16 protein-coding genes are annotated in these 16,455 nt (G+C 65.9%); 5 read left to right on the top strand and 11 right to left on the bottom strand.

The window, feature by feature from the left end:
• Positions 1-50 precede the first annotated feature (50 nt).
• Complete coding sequence (locus ACQP1G_RS07405) at positions 51-926, bottom strand: alpha/beta fold hydrolase (RefSeq protein ID WP_433199884.1); 876 nt, start codon at positions 924-926, stop codon at positions 51-53.
• Positions 927-1,120: 194 nt separating this feature from the next.
• Between ACQP1G_RS07405 and ACQP1G_RS07400 the strand changes: the two genes are divergently transcribed.
• The gene (locus tag ACQP1G_RS07400; RefSeq protein ID WP_433208255.1) at positions 1,121-2,896 is read left to right on the top strand and encodes an APC family permease; all 1,776 of its coding nucleotides are present in this window, start codon (positions 1,121-1,123) and stop codon (positions 2,894-2,896) included.
• A gap of 25 nt (positions 2,897-2,921) precedes the next feature.
• On the opposite strand, the gene ACQP1G_RS07395 is transcribed toward ACQP1G_RS07400, so the two are convergent.
• From ACQP1G_RS07395 to typA, 6 genes are all read right to left on the bottom strand, one after another.
• Positions 2,922-3,338 (bottom strand): hypothetical protein, encoded by a 417-nt coding sequence (locus ACQP1G_RS07395; RefSeq protein ID WP_433199881.1) that lies wholly within the window; start codon positions 3,336-3,338, stop codon positions 2,922-2,924.
• Positions 3,335-3,493: a hypothetical protein gene (locus ACQP1G_RS07390; protein ID WP_433199878.1), complete on the bottom strand. Its 159-nt coding sequence runs from the start codon at positions 3,491-3,493 to the stop codon at positions 3,335-3,337. Before ACQP1G_RS07390 ends, ACQP1G_RS07395 begins: the two co-directional genes overlap by 4 nt.
• Positions 3,494-3,513: 20 nt before the next feature.
• The gene (locus tag ACQP1G_RS07385; RefSeq protein WP_433199876.1) at positions 3,514-4,980 is read right to left on the bottom strand and encodes an amino acid permease; all 1,467 of its coding nucleotides are present in this window, start codon (positions 4,978-4,980) and stop codon (positions 3,514-3,516) included.
• A gap of 127 nt (positions 4,981-5,107) precedes the next feature.
• Positions 5,108-5,980: an N-acetyl-1-D-myo-inositol-2-amino-2-deoxy-alpha-D-glucopyranoside deacetylase gene (gene mshB / locus ACQP1G_RS07380; protein ID WP_433199873.1), complete on the bottom strand. Its 873-nt coding sequence runs from the start codon at positions 5,978-5,980 to the stop codon at positions 5,108-5,110.
• Positions 5,977-7,719, bottom strand: coding sequence for an ABC transporter family substrate-binding protein (locus tag ACQP1G_RS07375; RefSeq protein WP_433208252.1), 1,743 nt, complete (start codon positions 7,717-7,719; stop codon positions 5,977-5,979). Before ACQP1G_RS07375 ends, mshB begins: the two co-directional genes overlap by 4 nt.
• Positions 7,720-7,781: 62 nt before the next feature.
• Positions 7,782-9,680, bottom strand: a complete 1,899-nt coding sequence (gene typA, locus ACQP1G_RS07370) for a translational GTPase TypA (protein ID WP_433199870.1) — start codon at positions 9,678-9,680, stop codon at positions 7,782-7,784.
• A gap of 228 nt (positions 9,681-9,908) precedes the next feature.
• On the opposite strand from typA, the gene ACQP1G_RS07365 reads away from it, so the two are divergent.
• On the top strand, positions 9,909-10,085 hold the full coding sequence (locus tag ACQP1G_RS07365; RefSeq protein ID WP_433199867.1) for a hypothetical protein: 177 nt from the start codon (positions 9,909-9,911) through the stop codon (positions 10,083-10,085).
• Positions 10,086-10,152: 67 nt separating this feature from the next.
• A complete protein-coding gene (locus tag ACQP1G_RS07360; RefSeq protein WP_433199864.1) occupies positions 10,153-10,449 on the top strand; it encodes a 4a-hydroxytetrahydrobiopterin dehydratase in 297 nt (98 codons plus the stop codon).
• Here the strand turns inward: ACQP1G_RS07360 and ACQP1G_RS07355 are convergent.
• Complete coding sequence (locus ACQP1G_RS07355) at positions 10,388-11,671, bottom strand: mannosyltransferase (RefSeq protein WP_433199861.1); 1,284 nt, start codon at positions 11,669-11,671, stop codon at positions 10,388-10,390. The two genes, ACQP1G_RS07360 and ACQP1G_RS07355, sit on opposite strands and share 62 nt — an antisense overlap.
• 430 nt (positions 11,672-12,101) lie before the next feature.
• Between ACQP1G_RS07355 and ACQP1G_RS07350 the strand changes: the two genes are divergently transcribed.
• Together ACQP1G_RS07350 and ACQP1G_RS07345 are read left to right on the top strand one after the other, a co-directional pair.
• Positions 12,102-12,887, top strand: a complete 786-nt coding sequence (locus ACQP1G_RS07350; protein WP_433199857.1) for an Rv1157c family protein — start codon at positions 12,102-12,104, stop codon at positions 12,885-12,887.
• Positions 12,888-12,994: 107 nt separating this feature from the next.
• Positions 12,995-13,372 carry a hypothetical protein gene (locus ACQP1G_RS07345; RefSeq protein WP_433199854.1) on the top strand — a complete coding sequence of 126 codons (378 nt, stop codon included), beginning with the start codon at positions 12,995-12,997 and terminating at the stop codon, positions 13,370-13,372.
• Between the two features lie 169 nt (positions 13,373-13,541).
• Here the strand turns inward: ACQP1G_RS07345 and ACQP1G_RS07340 are convergent, their stop codons facing one another.
• From ACQP1G_RS07340 to ACQP1G_RS07330, 3 genes are all read right to left on the bottom strand, one after another.
• Entirely contained in the window at positions 13,542-14,249 is a 708-nt protein-coding gene (locus ACQP1G_RS07340) for a DUF1906 domain-containing protein (RefSeq protein WP_433199851.1), read from the bottom strand.
• Positions 14,250-14,451: 202 nt separating this feature from the next.
• Positions 14,452-15,579, bottom strand: coding sequence for a hypothetical protein (locus ACQP1G_RS07335; protein WP_433199848.1), 1,128 nt, complete (start codon positions 15,577-15,579; stop codon positions 14,452-14,454).
• Between the two features lie 228 nt (positions 15,580-15,807).
• A complete protein-coding gene (locus ACQP1G_RS07330; protein WP_433199845.1) occupies positions 15,808-16,416 on the bottom strand; it encodes a CHAP domain-containing protein in 609 nt (202 codons plus the stop codon).
• Positions 16,417-16,455: the final 39 nt, after the last annotated feature.

The following is a 16,455-nucleotide window of genomic DNA, read 5'->3' as shown; positions in this document are numbered from 1 at the left end:
GCCGCCCCGATTCCCGGACGCGGTCACGGCATGCGGAGACGGCTGGCGAATCAGCTTGCGGCTGATCGTGTTCGGCTCGGGTTTGCCAGGAAGTCGCGGATGGCGGCGGCCACTTGGTCGGGGGCTTCCACATTCGGTGAGTGTCCAGCGGTATCGATCACCTCGACTCGCGCACCAGCGGCGGCGTAGCGTTCGGTCGTATTGCGCCAAGCGTAGAGACTGTCGTGACGACCGTGAATCACCAAGGCGGGCAGGCCGAGAGCGCAGATCTGTGCATCCAGCGGGCGCACCGTCAGTGCCAGCGGGCGTTCCACCATGACGGCCCGGTTGGCACGCCAGCACATCGCCCGGTGGTCGGACCGCAGCTGTGACCACCCGGGCCCGTTGGCATCCGGATCGAACCCGCGCGCGAAACCGGCACCGAGCGCGCGGCGCAGCAGCACGTCGTTGTTCAGCAGCGCATGTACGGCTCGTCCGATCGGCGCCCAGCCGAGCAGCCTCAGTACCGGACGCATGACCCGCAGAATCCGGATCTCATCGCAGTCGGGGGCCTGATCGACGACGACGACCTCGCTGACCCGACCCGATAGTTCCGCGAGTCCGAGCGCACTGTCCGCGCCCCACGAATGCCCGACGGCCGTGGCGTCGGTGACTTCGAACTGCTCGAGCACCGCGGTCAACATCTCGCTCTGCGCGCGCTGATCGAATCCGGGTTCCCCTGTGGTGCAACCGAATCCGAGCAGGTCGACCCGGATCACCCGGTAGGTGTCGGCCAGCAGCGGGGTGAGTCCGTCCCACCAGTGCACCGACCCCTCGAATCCGTGCAGCAGCACAATGGGTTTGCCATCGGCCGGACCGTCCTGTCGAACGTGGACCGCCCCGGCTGGCACCTGGACGAGTTCCCCGATCATGCGCCGTTCCATCATTGCTCCATATTTCGGTGTCTGAGACCGTCCGCTTCGACAATAGAGCGTGACTCAGTCGATCCGTCCGCTCGGCCCGATTCACCCGGTGTCGCTGATCGATTGCCAGTACCGCGCCGAGTTCAATGGTGATCGTGGTCGAGACCTCGACATCGCCGACGCGGGAGTTGCCCATCGCCGATCGCCGGGTACGGCGAATGCAGCGCGGCGACAAATATCGACTGACCGCGATCGGCGGTTTGGCGGCGTTATCGCTGGATGCGCTGTCCAGCGTGGCGTATGGGCCCGAGGCGATCGTGCTGGTGCTCATCGCGGCGGGTGCGGCGGCGGTGTCGTGGACCCTGCCGGTGTCACTGGCGATCGCTGCACTGTTGCTGATATTGGTGCTGTCGTATCGGCAGGTTATCGCCGTCCATCCGGACGGCGGCGGGTCCTATGCGGTGGCGAAGAAGGATCTCGGTCGCGGCGCGAGCTTGCTCGCGGCGGCGAGTCTGGTGGTGGACTATGTGCTGACCGTCGCGGTGAGTCTTGCCGCCGGTGCGGCCAGTTTGGCCAGCGCGTTTCCGGCACTGGCCGATCATCTGCTGTTGATCACGCTGATCGGACTGGCGACGCTGACGGTGATCAATCTGATCGGGGTGGCCGAATCGGCGAAGGTGCTGATGGGGCCGACGCTGTTGTTCATCGTCGCGATCCTCGCGGTGATCGTGGTCGGATTGTTCCGGCCGGAACCGGTCGCGGTGATCGGCACCGATCTCGGCCCGATCGTGCCGATCGATACCGTCGGAATCTTATTGCTGCTCAAGGCCTTTTCCGCAGGCTGCTCGGCGCTGACAGGTGTCGAGGCGATCGCCAACGCGGTGCCGTCGTTCCGAACTCCGTCCGTGCGGCGGGCCCAGCACACCGAGGTCGCCCTCGGCGTGCTGCTGTGCACGATGCTGCTCGGACTGGCCTTCCTGATTCGTCGCCATCACGCGGTGCCGCGCGGTGAGGTAACCCTGCTCGCCCAACTGTCGGCGGCGGCATTCGGCACCGGCTGGCCGTTCTATGTCACCAGTCTGGCGGTCACGCTCGCCCTGGGCCTGGCCGCCAATACCAGCTTCGGCGGTCTGCCGGTGCTGCTGTCACTGTTGGCGAAGGATCATCGCGTCGCCCACCTGTTCGCATTGCGCTCCGAACGCCCGGTATTCCGTTACGGCGTCGCGGCCCTTGCCATCCTGGCAACCACCGTGCTGATCGTGGTCGACGCCGAAACCCACCGGCTGCTACCGGTTTATGCGGTCGGAGTCTTCATCGGCTTCACCATCAGCCAGACCGGCCTGGTGCGCCACTGGCGCGAACAGCGTGGCTCCGGCTGGCTCCCACGCGCCGCCCTCAACGGCTTCGGCGCGATACTCACCGCCGTCGCCGCCGTGGTCCTGCTCATCGAGAAGTTCACCGAAGGCGCGTGGCTGCTGCTGATCATCGTGCCCGCGTTGGTCACCCTGTTCGCCCGGACCGAGAACTATTACCACAGCGTCGCCGAACAACTCGGCCTCGGCCGAATCCCGGTCCTGCCACCACAATCCCCGGATCAAGAACCAATGCTCATCGTGGTCCCGATGGTCGCCGTCAGCGAGGTCGCCGCCCGCGCCCTGCGCACCGCTCAATCCTTCGGCGGCGAAATCGTCGCCGTGGCAGCCGAAATCGATCCCGCCGCCACGCGTCGCCTCAGCGCCCAATGGAAGGAATGGGATCCGGGCGTCCCCCTGATGGTCCTGCCCTCCCCTCGCCGCAGTCTCGTCGCCACCCTCGTCGGCTACGTCCGCAACCAAACCCGCCAGGGCCGCCAGGTCACCGTCCTACTCGCCCAAGTCGAAGCCGACCGCTGGTGGCACCGCCCCCTGCACAACCCGCGCGGCCCCGTCCTGGCTGCCGCGCTGCGTGCCCGCACCGACGCGGTCATCGCCACCCTGGCGGTTCGACTGGACTGACCACACACCGTCCGAGCCCGATAACTCAGCGACTGAACAGACCGGCGTTCGCACGGAAGTAGAGGTACAGCAAGGGCGGGACCAAGCCGCAGAACAGCAGAAGTAGTGTGCGCCAATCGCTTGCCAGCAGGATGTCGCCGCCGGGGCCGGTTGCCGAGCAGGCGAGGAAGCCGAAGGTCCACGCGGCCAATGGAAGCAGCGCCGCGCTGATGCGGTGGGTTACCGAATGGACGCCCATGACCAGCAGGACATTCACCACACCGGCCAGCACCGCTGACAGCGGGAAGGCGACCGTGCCGATGTAGGTGGGGAGGTAGAGGACTTCCAGTGCCAGGGTGATCAGGGCGTCCAAGACCAGGACGCCGATGATCACCGGGCCCAGCGGAAAGGGCTCGGGGGCACCGAAGGTGCGGTCGGTCGCCTTCTCGAAGTCGACACTCACGCGACCGGCGGGTAACCGAGGAGGGTGAGCAGATGGCTCTGCATATCGACGAACGCGTACAGCACCGACATGTAGAGATCGTGCTGTTGCTGCGCGCCGGGGCGCAGGCTGTCCACGAAGGCAGCGATGGCGTTCTGCAGTTCCCAGTTGTACATGGTCGGAGTCTATTCCGAGATCAGTCACCTTCAATGGGGATGTTCGCGACAACGGGGAATTCGCCGGTGTAGCCCCCGCGCATGGCGGCGATCGCGAGGACCCGTTTGCGGGCGGCGTACCAGCCGATGATCAGCGCCGGGATGATCACAACGAGCGAGGCGACGGTCCAGGTGCCGACCGGATAGTCGACGCCGGTGAGCACCACCACGAAGAACAGGAAAACCAGTGTGAGCAGGCCGGTCCACGGTGCGCCCCACATGCGGAACTCCGGACGCTGCAATGTGCCCCGCTTCCACCAGCGCCACAGCTGCAACTGGCACAGCACGATGGTGGCCCAGGAGGCGATGATGCCGAGCGAGGCCATATTCAGCACGATCTCGAAGGCGCGTTCGGGCACCATGCCGTTGAGCGCGATGCCACAGAGCGCGATCAGGCTGGTGAGCAGGATGCCGCCGTATGGCACACCGTTGCCGCCCATGACCCCGGTGAACTTGGGCGCACTGCCGTTCATCGACATCGACCGCAGGATGCGTCCGGTGGAGTACAGGCCGGCATTCAGGCTGGAGAAGGCGGCGGTGAGCACGACGACATTCATTACGCTGCCGATACTCGGCACGCCGAGCATGGTGAAGAAGGTGACGAACGGGCTCTCGCCGGACTTGTAGCTGGTGTAGGGCAGCAGCAGGCCGAGCAGTACCAGCGAGCCGACGTAGAAGACCGCGATCCGCAGGATGACCGAGTTGATCGCGCGCGGCATGATCTTGGCCGGATTCTCCGTCTCCCCCGCCGCAGTGCCAACCAATTCGACGGCGGCATAGGCGAACACGACACCGGAAGTCACCACGACCAGCGGCAGGATCCCGGTCGGGAACAGTCCGCCGTGATCGGCGACCACGCTCGGACCGGTCGCCGCACCCTGCACGGTGAATCGGCCGATCAGGAATACGGTGCCGATGATCAGGAACGCGCTCAGCGCCGCCACCTTCACCAGTGCCGCCCAGAACTCCATCTCGCCGAACCATTTGACCGAGACCAGATTGACCCCGAGCACGAGCACCAGCGCGATCAGCGCGAGCAGCCACTGCGGAATGTGGGTGAATCCGGCCCAATAGTGGAAATACTGAGCAATCGCGGTGGTATCGGCGATTCCGGTCATCGACCAGTTCAGGAAATACATCCAACCGGCGACGAAAGCGGCCTTCTCGCCGAAGAACTCGCGGGCGTAGGAGACGAACGAACCGGATGAGGGCCGGTGCAGCACCAGCTCACCGAGTGCGCGCAGAATGAAGAAGACGAAGACGCCACACACCGCGTATACCAAGAAAAGTCCTGGTCCCGCACTCGCCAGTCGCCCGCCCGCACCGAGGAACAGACCGGTTCCGATGGCACCGCCCATGGCGATCATCTGAAGCTGACGCGGTTTGAGACTCTTGTGATACCCGTGATCCTCGATACTGAGGTGAGCCTTGTCGCCGACCGCTGTCATGAACCGCTATGCCTCCACATTGATGTCCAAAATCACAAAGACGGTACCCGGCGTCCAGAACAGCCATGACAGCAACCCTCAGGCAACGGTCGGCGAGCCGCGCAGTATCGGGTGAAACGCGCAGGTGCTACAGCCCCGCGAACAGGTCGTGCTCGCGTCCGTCCGGCCCCACCGGACCTCGAGTGCCGCGAACCAGCACGAAGTGCTCTTCCGGAAGTACCGGCTGCGCAACGTTATTGGAGAGCACGAACTCCCGCCCCGACGGCGCGACTATTACCTGGGTGGCATGCGCACGCAGCGCCGCCCGCTTGGCGGCCAGCGAATCGGACACGTCGACGGTGGTCGTCACCGTATGACTCGGCACGCTCGCCAGTTCCCCCGCGGTGGGCAGCCGCCAGCCGCGCGGCAATGCCCCCGGCAGCCCCTCTACGGTCCGCCGAGCCAGCGTCTCGGTGTGCAGGCGCAGCATGTCGCCGTCGGTCACCGTCCAATAGAACTTCGGGGTGTCCCAGCCCTGTTCGGCCGCCGCGGTGACCGCCGCCGAGGTGACCCAGTGCGCCCGGATATGGTCCGGATGCCCGTAGCCGCCGCGCGGGTCGTAGCCGATCACCACGGCGGGCCGCAGTTCCAGCACGATCGCGGTGAGCGCGTCCACGGCGGCGGCGCCGGAGTGCACGAAGGCCCGCGGATGCTCCGCCGCGGGCGTGCCCGCCATACCGGAGTCGCGCCAGCGGCCCGCGCCGCCGAGGAATCGCGGCGGTCCGGCCTTCAGCACGGCCAGCGCCTCGGTCAGCTCCGATATCCGATATCCGCCCAGCTGATCGGCGTGCTCGGCGGTCAACTGCGCCCACTCGTCCCCGATCACCTCACCCTCTTCGCCGAGGGTGCAGGTCACCACCGTCACCGGAACGCCACGACGACGGTAGTGCGCGATGGTGCCCCCGGTAGTGATGGATTCGTCGTCAGGATGGGCGTGCACCAGCAGTAGTCCACCCGTCATGGGATCCTGCGCCACATCGCCGCGTCACCGAAAATGCCGACCTGGATGGCCCCGCTCAACGACGCACCGTCGACGCGTGGACCGGATGCGGCCACGACGTTGTCCTGCACGATCGGCAGCACCGTCGCCAGTGCCCACAGTTTCGGCTCGGCATCGCCCAGCGCCCGGCCGACCTCGACACCGCGCAACGCCTCGTCGATGGAAGGCTGCAGTCCGGGATCGCAGATGCCGGACAGATTGCTCGGCGCCTTCTTGGCCGCCTCGATTGCGGTCTGCGAATTCCCGTTGCTGGTACCGACTTCCACCGGCGGGCAGCCATAACGAGAGGAGAGTACGGTGGCCGGATCCGAACCGGCGACCTCCCAGCCGACGATGGCGTCGACACCGCCTTCGGTGAGTTCCTTACCGTAGAGCGTATCCGCGGCGAGGCTGCGCACGCTGGCATCTATTCCAGCACTGCGCAATTGGTCCGCGGCGGTATTGGCGACCGCGAGCGCGGTGGCATCGCCCTGGACCGCGCCGATCCGAATCGCCAGTGCCTTACCGTTTTTCGCGACCGAGCGGGGCCGAGGCGCGGGTGAGGTCGGCGACTGCACCGGCGGCGTCTCCGGTGCACGGCCATAACCCGCCTCGGCGAGCAGCGCGAAGGCCTCCTCCGCGGGCGGCCGCGGCGGCGCGGTCGGTGTGTAGCCGGGATCGGACGGCGTCAGGATCTGCGCGCGCACCGGCTCGACCCAGCCACCGGTCTGCCCGGCAACGGTGGCGAGCAGCGTCGGATCGATCAGCGCGGTCACCCCGCGTCGCACCCGCGGATCGCTGAGATCGCCACTGCGCCCATTGATGACGAACTGCAGCTCACGCGATTGCGGCATGATCACGGTGCGCACCGACGGGATCGCCGCCAACTGCGCCTGGGTCGCGACACCCCCGTGCACCAACGCCATCTGGGCATCACCGGTGCGCAGCGAATCGGCCAGCTGCGCGGGAGTTCCGCCGCGGCGCAGCAGGATCTGGTCCGGCGCGGCGGGCGTACCCCAGTAGCGATCGTTACGTTCGAGCAGGATCTCGTCGCGCCCGCGATCGGTCGATTTGATGCGGAAATTGCCGCCCGATACCTGCACGCCCTCGACCAGACCGGTGGCGAAACCGCCCGGCTGGTCCTTGATCAGATGCGAGGGCAGCAGATTCGTGAACAGCTCACGCCAGGCCGGGTACGGCTCGGTCATGGTGACGGTCACCGTCTTACCGCCGCCGGAGGAGCTGATATCGGCGATGTGCCGATATCCCGCCGGATCGACGACACCCGGCTGGCTGATCATCTGCTGCCACAGGAACCGGAAGTCCTCCGCTGCGATCGGCGCGCCATCGGACCAGTTCGCCTGGTTGCGCAGCGTATAGGTGATGGTGAACGGTTCTTGCGCGGTCACATCGGCCGAGACCACCAGCGCTGTATCGGGCACCCATTCGGTGGCGCCGGGCAACGCCGGGTTCGGCACCGGCCGGAACGGGCTCGGCAACACCATCGAACTCACCGCCGCGGTGGCCGGTGACTGATCGGAACGCAGGTGCGGGTTGAACCCGATACCGATGTCATCGATGGCCACCACGACGGTGTTCTTACCGGGCTTGGCCGGTGTCGTCTTGGGGCTGTCCGTGCTCTCGATCGGTGGTGGCGGATTCGCGGTGCACCCGGCGAGCACCGTAGTCGAGGCCGCCATCATGATCAGCATCGCGCGCATCGTCGCGCGTCGTATAGCCCCCGAGCTCACGTGCCGCACTCTACTTGGCCTCGCCCATGCCTTTACAGCGCAGCCCGGTCCCGAGCCTTCCGTCGCGACAGCTCGCGCCCACGTTCGGTGGCGCCGAGGATGACCTTGCGCACCCGGACGATCTCCGGCGTGACCTCGACACATTCGTCGACGGCACAGAACTCCATCGCCGCCTCCAGATCGAGCTGCAGCGGCTTGGCCAGCGTCTCCATCACGTCGGCAGTCGAGCTGCGCATATTGGTCAGCTTCTTCTCGCGGGTGACGTTGATATCGAGGTCCTCGGCGCGCGGGTTGATGCCGACAACCTGACCCTCGTAGGTGTCCGCGCCCGGCTCCACGAAGAACTGACCGCGATCGGCCAGCTGGATCATGGCGAACGGGGTCACCGAACCGGCGCGGTCGGAGACCAGCGAACCGGTGTGACGGGCCCGAATCTCACCGGCCCACGGCGCATACCCGTGCGCGACCGCGTTGGCGATGCCGGTGCCGCGGGTTTCGGTGAGGAAGTCGGTACGGAAGCCGATCAGACCGCGCGAGGGGACGATGAACTCCATCCGCACCCATCCGGCGGCGTGGTTGTTCATCTGCACCATCTTGCCCTTGCGGGCCGCGAGCAGCTGGGTGATCGCACCGAGGTACTCGTCGGGGCAGTCGATGGTCAGCTCTTCGTAGGGCTCGTGCACCTTGCCGTCGACCTGCTTGGTGACCACCTGCGGCTTGCCGACGGTCAACTCGAAGCCCTCGCGACGCATCTGCTCGACCAGGATGGCAAGCGCCAGCTCACCACGGCCCTGCACCTCCCAGGCGTCCGGGCGGCCGATGTCGAGCACGCGCAGCGAGACGTTGCCGACCAGTTCGGAATCCAAGCGCGACTTGACCATGCGCGCGGTCAGCTTGTGGCCCTGCACCCGGCCGACCAGCGGCGAGGTGTTGGTGCCGATGGTGACCGAGATGGCGGGCTCGTCGACGGTGATGCGCGGCAGTGCGACGGGATTGTCGGTATCGGCGAGGGTGTCGCCGATCATGATGTCCGGGATACCCGCGATGGCGACGATGTCACCGGCGACCGCTACCTCACCGGGCTGGCGTTCGACGCCGATGGTCTGCAGCAGTTCGGTGATCTTGACCTGCTTGATCCCGTCGGCGTGCATCCAGGAGACGTTCTGCCCCTTGCGCAGTTCACCGCTGTAGATGCGGACCAGCGCGAGACGGCCGAGGAAGGCCGAGGCGTCGAGGTTGGTGACATGCGCCTGCAGCGGCGCGGTCGGATCGCCCTTGGGCGCCGGGATGTTCTCCATCAGCACGTCGAACAGCGCGTCCAGGTTTTCCGCATCCGGCGCGCTGCCGTTCTCGGGACGTTCCTTGGACGCCTTGCCCTCGCGACCGGAGGCGTAGAGAACCGGCAGATCCAGCGCGAGCTCGGCGGCCTCCGCGGCCTCGTCGTCCAGGTCGGAGGCGAGGTCGAGCAGCAGATCGTGGCTCTCCTCGACGACCTCTTCGATGCGGGCGTCGGGGCGGTCGGTCTTGTTCACCACCAGGATGACCGGCAGCTTCGCGGCCAGCGCCTTGCGCAGTACGAAGCGAGTCTGGGGCAGTGGCCCCTCGGACGCGTCGACCAGCAGCACGACACCGTCGACCATGGACAGGCCGCGCTCGACCTCACCACCGAAGTCGGCGTGGCCGGGGGTGTCGATGACATTGATCACGGTGACCGAACCGTCCGGGTGGTGCCGGTGCACCGCGGTGTTCTTGGCGAGAATGGTGATGCCCTTCTCGCGTTCCAGGTCACCGGAGTCCATCACCCGGTCGACCGGCTCGGCTCGCTCGGCGAAGGCGCCCGACTGGCGCAGCATGGCGTCGACCAGCGTCGTCTTACCGTGGTCGACGTGGGCCACGATGGCGACGTTGCGAAAATCGCGTGCAGACGACACGCCTCAATCCTCCTGCTGTTGGGTGCTGATACCGGCGGTGCCCATTGTTGGCGTGATCGGGACCCTACGTGGTTACGCAGGCTTCCTCCTCCGGGTCCTGACGTTCACGCCAGGCTCCCTGCAAACAGGTGGAGAATCGATACTCACCGGGCATTGCGGCCAGTTACACAGTACCGGTATCCGGATGCACCGCAGACCAGAGCTCCGCTAAGGGTATGCTAACCAACCATGGGCAAGGTCAAGGCCAAACAGGTTTCGAGCCTGAAGCCGAAGAAGAAGTGCTGTCGCAAGAAGACGCGCTGCTTGAAGTGCCCTGTTGTCATCATGCGGATGAAACGCCTGGAAGCGGCCGGTTGCTGCGGTAAGGAACTGAAGAAGGGCCTGAAGAAGGCCCGCGCCCGCTGAATCGACGATTTCTCCACACCCTCGTGATTCCCCGGCGCTTTCCCGGCGCCCGGGGTACAACTCGGATATGAGCGCTCCCAAATTAACTGAGGCAGAACTCACCGACGCTTTGACCCAACTGCCGGACTGGACCCACTCCGGCGACACCATCACGCGCACCGTCGAGGCCAAGACCTTCCCCGCGGGCATCGAACTCATCCGGCAGGTCGCCGAAGTCGCCGAGGCGGCGAACCATCATCCCGATATCGATATCCGCTGGCGTCGGGTGAGCTTCACACTCTCGACCCACGACTCGGGCGGACTCACTGCGCTGGACGTGTCGCTGGCTCGCGAGATAGATCGGCTTGCGGCGCAATCCGATTGACCAGCCGCCCGGACCACATGACCCAGACATAGAGGACCAGCACGCCGAGCACGTCGACGGTGCCGAGCCAGGACAGCACCCCGGGCCGCGAGATGGTCCAGATCGACGGCTGGGCGAACGACAGTACCCATGGCACGCCGATCAACGTGGTGACCAGCCAATAGCCGGCGAGTATCCGCGCGCCGGGCGCCTGCCGCAGTGGTCCGTACACCAGCCACATCACCGTGGGTAGCAGCCACACGAAGTGATGCGACCACGAGATGGGCGACACCATCAGCCCGAACAACTGCACGACGATCAGGGTGCCCAACCGGTCGTCGGGACCAAGTGCGCGCCAAGCGAAGAAGGCCGACACGGCGACCACGACGACGGCCGCCATCCACCACGGCCCGGATTGGACGTCATAGCCGAGCAGACGGCTCAGCGCACCGCGCAGCGACTGGTTCCAGACCGAGCCGACCGGACCGATCCGGTCGGCGTCACCGAGCAGCGTGCCGAAGTACCGCTTCGCTTCCTTGTGGTTGATCAGGAAGCTGACCCCGACCGTCGCACCGAACACCGCCGCCGACCACACCGCGGTGCCCCAGCGCCGCCGGGCCACGAAGTACAGACCCGAAATCGCTGGCGTCAGTTTGATTCCCGCGATCACACCGATCAGCCCGCCGGATAGCCACCAGCGCGAACTGCGCACCGCGAGCATGGCCCCGAGTACCAGGAACACATTGACCTGGCCATAGTCGATCGTGGTCCGCACCGGCTCCATCCAGATGCCGATCGCGGTCCACCAGACGGCGGCGGTGCGCCACTGTGGCTCGCGCATCCGCTCCTTACCGAGGATCAATTCGAAGGCGATCCACACCACGACATAGAGCGCGGCGACAATGGCCAGCAGCCAGAGCACCGCGATCACCGTGAACGGCAGATAGTGCAGCGGGAAGAAAACCAGCGCCGCGAACGGCGGATAGGTGAACGGCAGCGGGAAGTCGGGAGTCTTCTCGGCGTAGGTGAAGTCGTAGAGCCGGTCGGTCAGTAGGGCCGCTGAACCGTCGACATAGACGTGCAGATCGACGAGGTTCATCCCGTTCTTCGACAGCAGCATCCACAGCAGCCTGGCCAATACGGACAGACCGAGCACCGGCACAGCCAATCGGAGGCTTCGATTCAATTCGCAGGCTTTCGAGTCGTTCCGGGTCGTCGGCCTGGTCCCGCGAGGTTCGGGCATTCGGCGACAGAGCTGAAGTCTTTGACCAGATTAACCGCCGGCTCGATAGATCCCACCAATCCCCTGGACGCACCGGGGTGAGCGAGCGACAGCGAGTGCACCGAAGCCACAGCGCGCGACGGAGCCGAACGCTGACGAGGGGTAGTCGCGAGCTGTCGAGCCCGGAGGAGGTAGGTTCCGTACCCGCGGCAGGCCACGCGCATCGATCATCACTGATAACATTTGCATCAACTTTCACTCTGGCAACATCAGACAGGGCTACCGTCTGATATCACTGATCGTCCACAACAGAATTAGGGGCACGTCGGCTGTACAACACGGCGATCATGTCCCTAGAGTGACCCCGAAACGATGGCTTTTTGCATCGCTCCTGATGTACCCGAGGTTAAGGACGGCCAGACCAGTGCTTCGCACCCGAGGATCGCGGATCATGTTGTCCGCGCTCGCCATCGCAGCGAGCGCTTCGCTCGCCGCGCCGTCGACGGCAGTCGCGGCACCGGCCCCCGCACCCGTCGCACCGAGGAACACCATTCCCATGGTTCCCGAGGGCGTCCCGATCGATGTACTCGCCGCATTGGCCCCGGCCATCATCGGCGCCATGGCCGGACCGGCCGATGCCAAGCCGGTCGCGGACACCAAACCGGTGGCGGATTCACCGAAGAACGCGATCCTCGATCAGGCCCGGGCACTGCTGGCGACGCTGAACCTGCCGCCGCAGATCAAGTCCACGCTGGAACGGATCATCACCTTCCTGGACGGCAGCGGTGGCGGCGGCCCGGAGCTCCCGCCGGGTGGCCCGGTCATCGCCCAGTTCCTCTACCCGACCATCGGCAAGGGTTGCATCGGCCCCGGCGCCGATTCCATCGGTACCGCGCTCGCCGTACCCGGCCCGGCCACCCTGCCGCCGCCGGGACCACAGGCCGGTCAGGCCGGATTCGTCTTCACCGCGCTCGGCACCAAGTCGCCGACGCCGGAGCAGAATCCGCCGATGACGGTCCAGTGGCTGAACCTCGACACCCGCCGGTCCGGCGTCCTGCCGCTCACCGACGAGGCGAAGATCAACCCGGACGGTCCGGCCACCCTCTCGGCGATCGCCGATACCGGTTCGGGCCGGGTTGTCGCCGTCGTCGGCGGCTCGCTGACCACCAAGGCCGACGATGCCGACCCGCGGACCTGCTCGTTCCTGCCGACGCTGGGCTTCTTCACCGTCTCTTGATTCTCGCTTCGAAGCCCGGTGGCCTATGCAAGGTCACCGGGCTTCGCTGCTGTCGACACGTTGTGCGAACCGTCGCGATAGCGCACCGTCTGTGGTAGACCAAAGCCATGGCGACTGTCGATGATTCGCTTCGGTCCCGTCCCGCGACCCACCCGGCTCATTCGATCCGGAGCAGGCGTTCGCGCCGTTCGATCCTGTCCATCCGCTCGGAAGGCTCGATCCTGTCCATCGGCTCCGCCTACTCGATCCTCTCGATCGGCAGCGTGGGCTCGATCCTATCGATCGGTGCCGTCGGGTCGTTCGGCTCGGCGATCTCGTCGTTCTCGATCGGCAGCCTCGGCTCCGCCTTCTCCGGCATGTCCCGCTGGTCCCTATTCTCCTGGCGCGGCGACCACGAGGCCCCCGACAACCGCCCCACCCTGCGGGTAGTCCCCGACGACGAACCCGAACTCCGCGTCGCCGCCACCGGCCACTGCCAGACTTGACCGCCTCCCTGAATACTTAGGCCATACCGGTAGGTGCCACCGAAGTTACATTCAGGTCCTACGTCAGATATCTGGTCGGATTTGGACGTACCCGACGATTTACCCATGTTCTTCCGAATTCAGTTGGTCTGTTCCGGCATTCGCCGGAACTACATGACCTCGAAAGTCTTCACCACTGGCCGTATTCGGCGGCGAGGATGTCATTGACGTCGACGCCGATGCCATCGATGGCGCGCTTGTCGATCTCGATCTGGTGCAGATGGGCGGATGGGTGTACGAAGCCCTTCGGCGTGCCCCAATTGTGCTGCCAGTACCAGGAGCCCAGGCCCGCGGCCCGCGCCAGTTCGATGGTCGGCGCGTTCGCGTAGATGCCGACGTTCTGCTTGCCGATCACCGACTCCCAGCCCAGGATGTACGGCGCGATCATGCTGGCGAAATCGATCGGTGTCGGATTGTCGTCGATGGAGGCGTAGATCGGGTGGTTCTCCGGGCCGCCCGCAGCGAGGTGTAGTTCCAGACCGCGTGCCGCGTGCTTCTTGCCTGCCTCCATGCCGCCACGCCAATCGGCGGTCGCGCCCTTGCCGAACTGGTAGTTCGACACGATCGTCAGACCCGCGGCATGCAGCTGGTCGACCTCGCTGGCGCGCAATGGCTTACCCGCCATCCATTCCGCGCCGGGGCGGCGATCCGAGACATAGCGGATGACGCCGACGTGGCCGTCGTCGCGGATGGCGCTGGCGTCGGGAATGCCGCCCGCGTAGTCGACGAGCGTGCCGAGCACTCCGCTGGCCGAAGCCCGGGGTGCGGCGATCCCGACGGCGGCGGCCGCGGCGGTGTAGGCGAACAGCTGGCGGCGAGACACAGAAATGGAACGCATCGCAGGACTCCTTCGCGCAAACCCGACATGGACAGGTAGCGTGCCCGGCGCACCTTCCCCAAGGTCCACTCGCGCGCCGGGAGCCTCGAACGTGCACTAATTTCACCATATTCACATTGGAACCGCTAGGCCCACTGGAAACATGGTTCACACTCGCCACATGCGTCAAGTGAGTTGGTCCAGGCGACGCCGTCGATCCGCGCTACGCGATACCGTCGATCCGCGCGGCCACATCGATGATCCGGTCCGAGGTGTCCGCCAGCTCCTGGCGCACAACCTCCGCCACCTGCGCGATGACCTGCTTTTTGATGCCGGCGAGCGCACCGAGCGTCGCGGCCCGCATCCCGTGCGCCTTGAACTCCAGCCGCAGGTCATCCGCCGAAGGCGGCGGTACATCAATGACGATCAGCAACGGATCGGCCGCCCGTGCGGTCAGCACCAGCGGGATCTCCACGTCCGCGCGATAGCGGTTGGCCTTGAGCACATCGACGGTGATATCCAGGCTCACCGGCAGCATCAGGTCGAAGGCCACCGGATCGTCGGACCGATCCGCCAGCTGCGGCAGCCGAACACTCCCCTGCACCGTCACCGTCACGGAGTTGCGGGGACCGGTGCGCAGCGGTCCGATCTCGATCGGACGACCCGCGACGCGCTCGACGAATTCGAAGACCCGATCCCGGGTCACAATGCGCGAGAAGAACTGGTGGCCGAATTCGTCGTAGCCGATCCAGTCGAATCCGACCCGCGTCGCATGCTGGGAACGGACACCATTGATCATGGCTTCGACGTCGAAGACCCGGCCGCGCCGGGCCTGTGGATCGGCCAGCATCGAATTCACCCGATTGGCGACCTCGCGCTGCACCACCCCGGCGATCGGGTCGAGCAACCACTCCCACGCCACATCGATGGTCTGGGCGCGCAGGACGAAGCTGACGTCGCGGGCGGTGATCCGCGGGATATCGATGACGATGAGCAGCGGATCGGCGGTGCGCGCATGCAATGTGAGGTCGATTTCGGCGACTGCCTCCAGCCGCAATTTCCGGCCGCCGAGGGTGACCTTCACCGCCATCGACAGCGGCACGGTGACCTCGAACGTGATATGCGGGCCGTTGCGCAGAATGACCGGTTTGCCGACCTTGCCCTCAGCGACGAACCCGGCCAAACCCGCTGGTCCGAGGGAGAACGGGCCGATCTTCACGCCCCGTCCGGTCATCGCGGAGACGGCCGCCTCGATCCGCTCCGCCGTCACCGCGTGGGTGACGAATCGTTCCCCGAATTCGGCATAGTCGATCCACTCGGGATCGCCGGTCGTTTCCTCGGTCGGCAGCATCAGAGTTTCCGGAACCCTCACCTCTCAACGGACATCCGACACGGTACGCGACGCACATTTCGGGGAGGTCGGGCCGATCCAGAGGTCCCTGTCCTGCTGATGAGGGGGTAGCAGGACAGGGACCGAGCGACGGCGCTGCCGGGCGCCGTCGGGTCAATGGTAAGTGTTGCCGCAGGACCCGCCGACGGTGCACACGCACTAAGCGGACCGGCTGAGCCGCAACACTATTCACAGCCGGCCGAATCCGACCACCCCGGGCGCCTCGGCCAGCGTGAAGCGGTGAATCGAGACCCCGCCGAACTCGTTGCCCCCGATGGTCGTCACGGTTGTCTCATCGGCCGTGAGGACGATATTCGTGTGCTGACCGAAGGGGCTCTGCTCACTGTAAAGCAGCACGTCACCGGTGTGCAGCTGATATTCCGAACCGATCGGCACGAAACGACCCGCGCCCTGGTAGTACTCCTGCAGCGTGTACACACCCGGAATCCGCCACGATCCGGAATTCGGGTTGGTCAGCGGCGCACCCGCCTCCCGCAGCACCCAGCTGACGAAGTCGGCGCACCACGGCTCGTCAACTCCCTCAGCGTATTCGGGGCCGTCACCGGGAGAGTCGAACTCATGCTCGAGCACCGTGACGATCCGGCCTCGGGTCGGATCCAGCGTTGATCTGTCGATGGCGGGGAACGTCGTCAACCGGTCGCCGACAATGGCGGGGTCGGTCAAGTGGTCTTGCCACCAGTGGATACCGAACACACCCGCCGCAATGAGAGTCACCACCACGACACCGAGCACCAGCCACCAATAGCGCGGCCGGACCGCCAGCTGTTGCTCCGACATATTCCCCCTCCAGCCGCCGAGGCTCGGCCCTTGCTCACT

Origin of the sequence: Nocardia sp. CA-107356 (assembly GCF_050946365.1) — a bacterium.
Taxonomy (GTDB): Bacteria; Actinomycetota; Actinomycetes; order Mycobacteriales; family Mycobacteriaceae; genus Nocardia.
Note: the sequence above shows the minus strand (reverse complement) of the source record. Positions and strands in the feature narration are given on the sequence as shown.

Coding starts and splice junctions, on each gene's coding strand:
- ACQP1G_RS07405 (WP_433199884.1), bottom strand. CDS start 926: ATGATGGAACGGCGCATGATCGGGGAACTCGTCCAGGTGCCAGCCGGG.
- ACQP1G_RS07330 (WP_433199845.1), bottom strand. CDS start 16,416: ATGTCGGAGCAACAGCTGGCGGTCCGGCCGCGCTATTGGTGGCTGGTG.
- ACQP1G_RS07345 (WP_433199854.1), top strand. CDS start 12,995: ATGGCGACTGTCGATGATTCGCTTCGGTCCCGTCCCGCGACCCACCCG.
- ACQP1G_RS07335 (WP_433199848.1), bottom strand. CDS start 15,579: ATGCTGCCGACCGAGGAAACGACCGGCGATCCCGAGTGGATCGACTAT.
- ACQP1G_RS07390 (WP_433199878.1), bottom strand. CDS start 3,493: ATGTACAACTGGGAACTGCAGAACGCCATCGCTGCCTTCGTGGACAGC.
- ACQP1G_RS07375 (WP_433208252.1), bottom strand. CDS start 7,719: ATGCGCGCGATGCTGATCATGATGGCGGCCTCGACTACGGTGCTCGCC.
- mshB (WP_433199873.1), bottom strand. CDS start 5,980: ATGACGGGTGGACTACTGCTGGTGCACGCCCATCCTGACGACGAATCC.
- ACQP1G_RS07360 (WP_433199864.1), top strand. CDS start 10,153: ATGAGCGCTCCCAAATTAACTGAGGCAGAACTCACCGACGCTTTGACC.
- ACQP1G_RS07350 (WP_433199857.1), top strand. CDS start 12,102: ATGTTGTCCGCGCTCGCCATCGCAGCGAGCGCTTCGCTCGCCGCGCCG.
- ACQP1G_RS07340 (WP_433199851.1), bottom strand. CDS start 14,249: ATGCGTTCCATTTCTGTGTCTCGCCGCCAGCTGTTCGCCTACACCGCC.
- ACQP1G_RS07365 (WP_433199867.1), top strand. CDS start 9,909: ATGGGCAAGGTCAAGGCCAAACAGGTTTCGAGCCTGAAGCCGAAGAAG.
- ACQP1G_RS07385 (WP_433199876.1), bottom strand. CDS start 4,980: ATGACAGCGGTCGGCGACAAGGCTCACCTCAGTATCGAGGATCACGGG.
- ACQP1G_RS07355 (WP_433199861.1), bottom strand. CDS start 11,671: ATGCCCGAACCTCGCGGGACCAGGCCGACGACCCGGAACGACTCGAAA.
- ACQP1G_RS07400 (WP_433208255.1), top strand. CDS start 1,121: ATGCAGCGCGGCGACAAATATCGACTGACCGCGATCGGCGGTTTGGCG.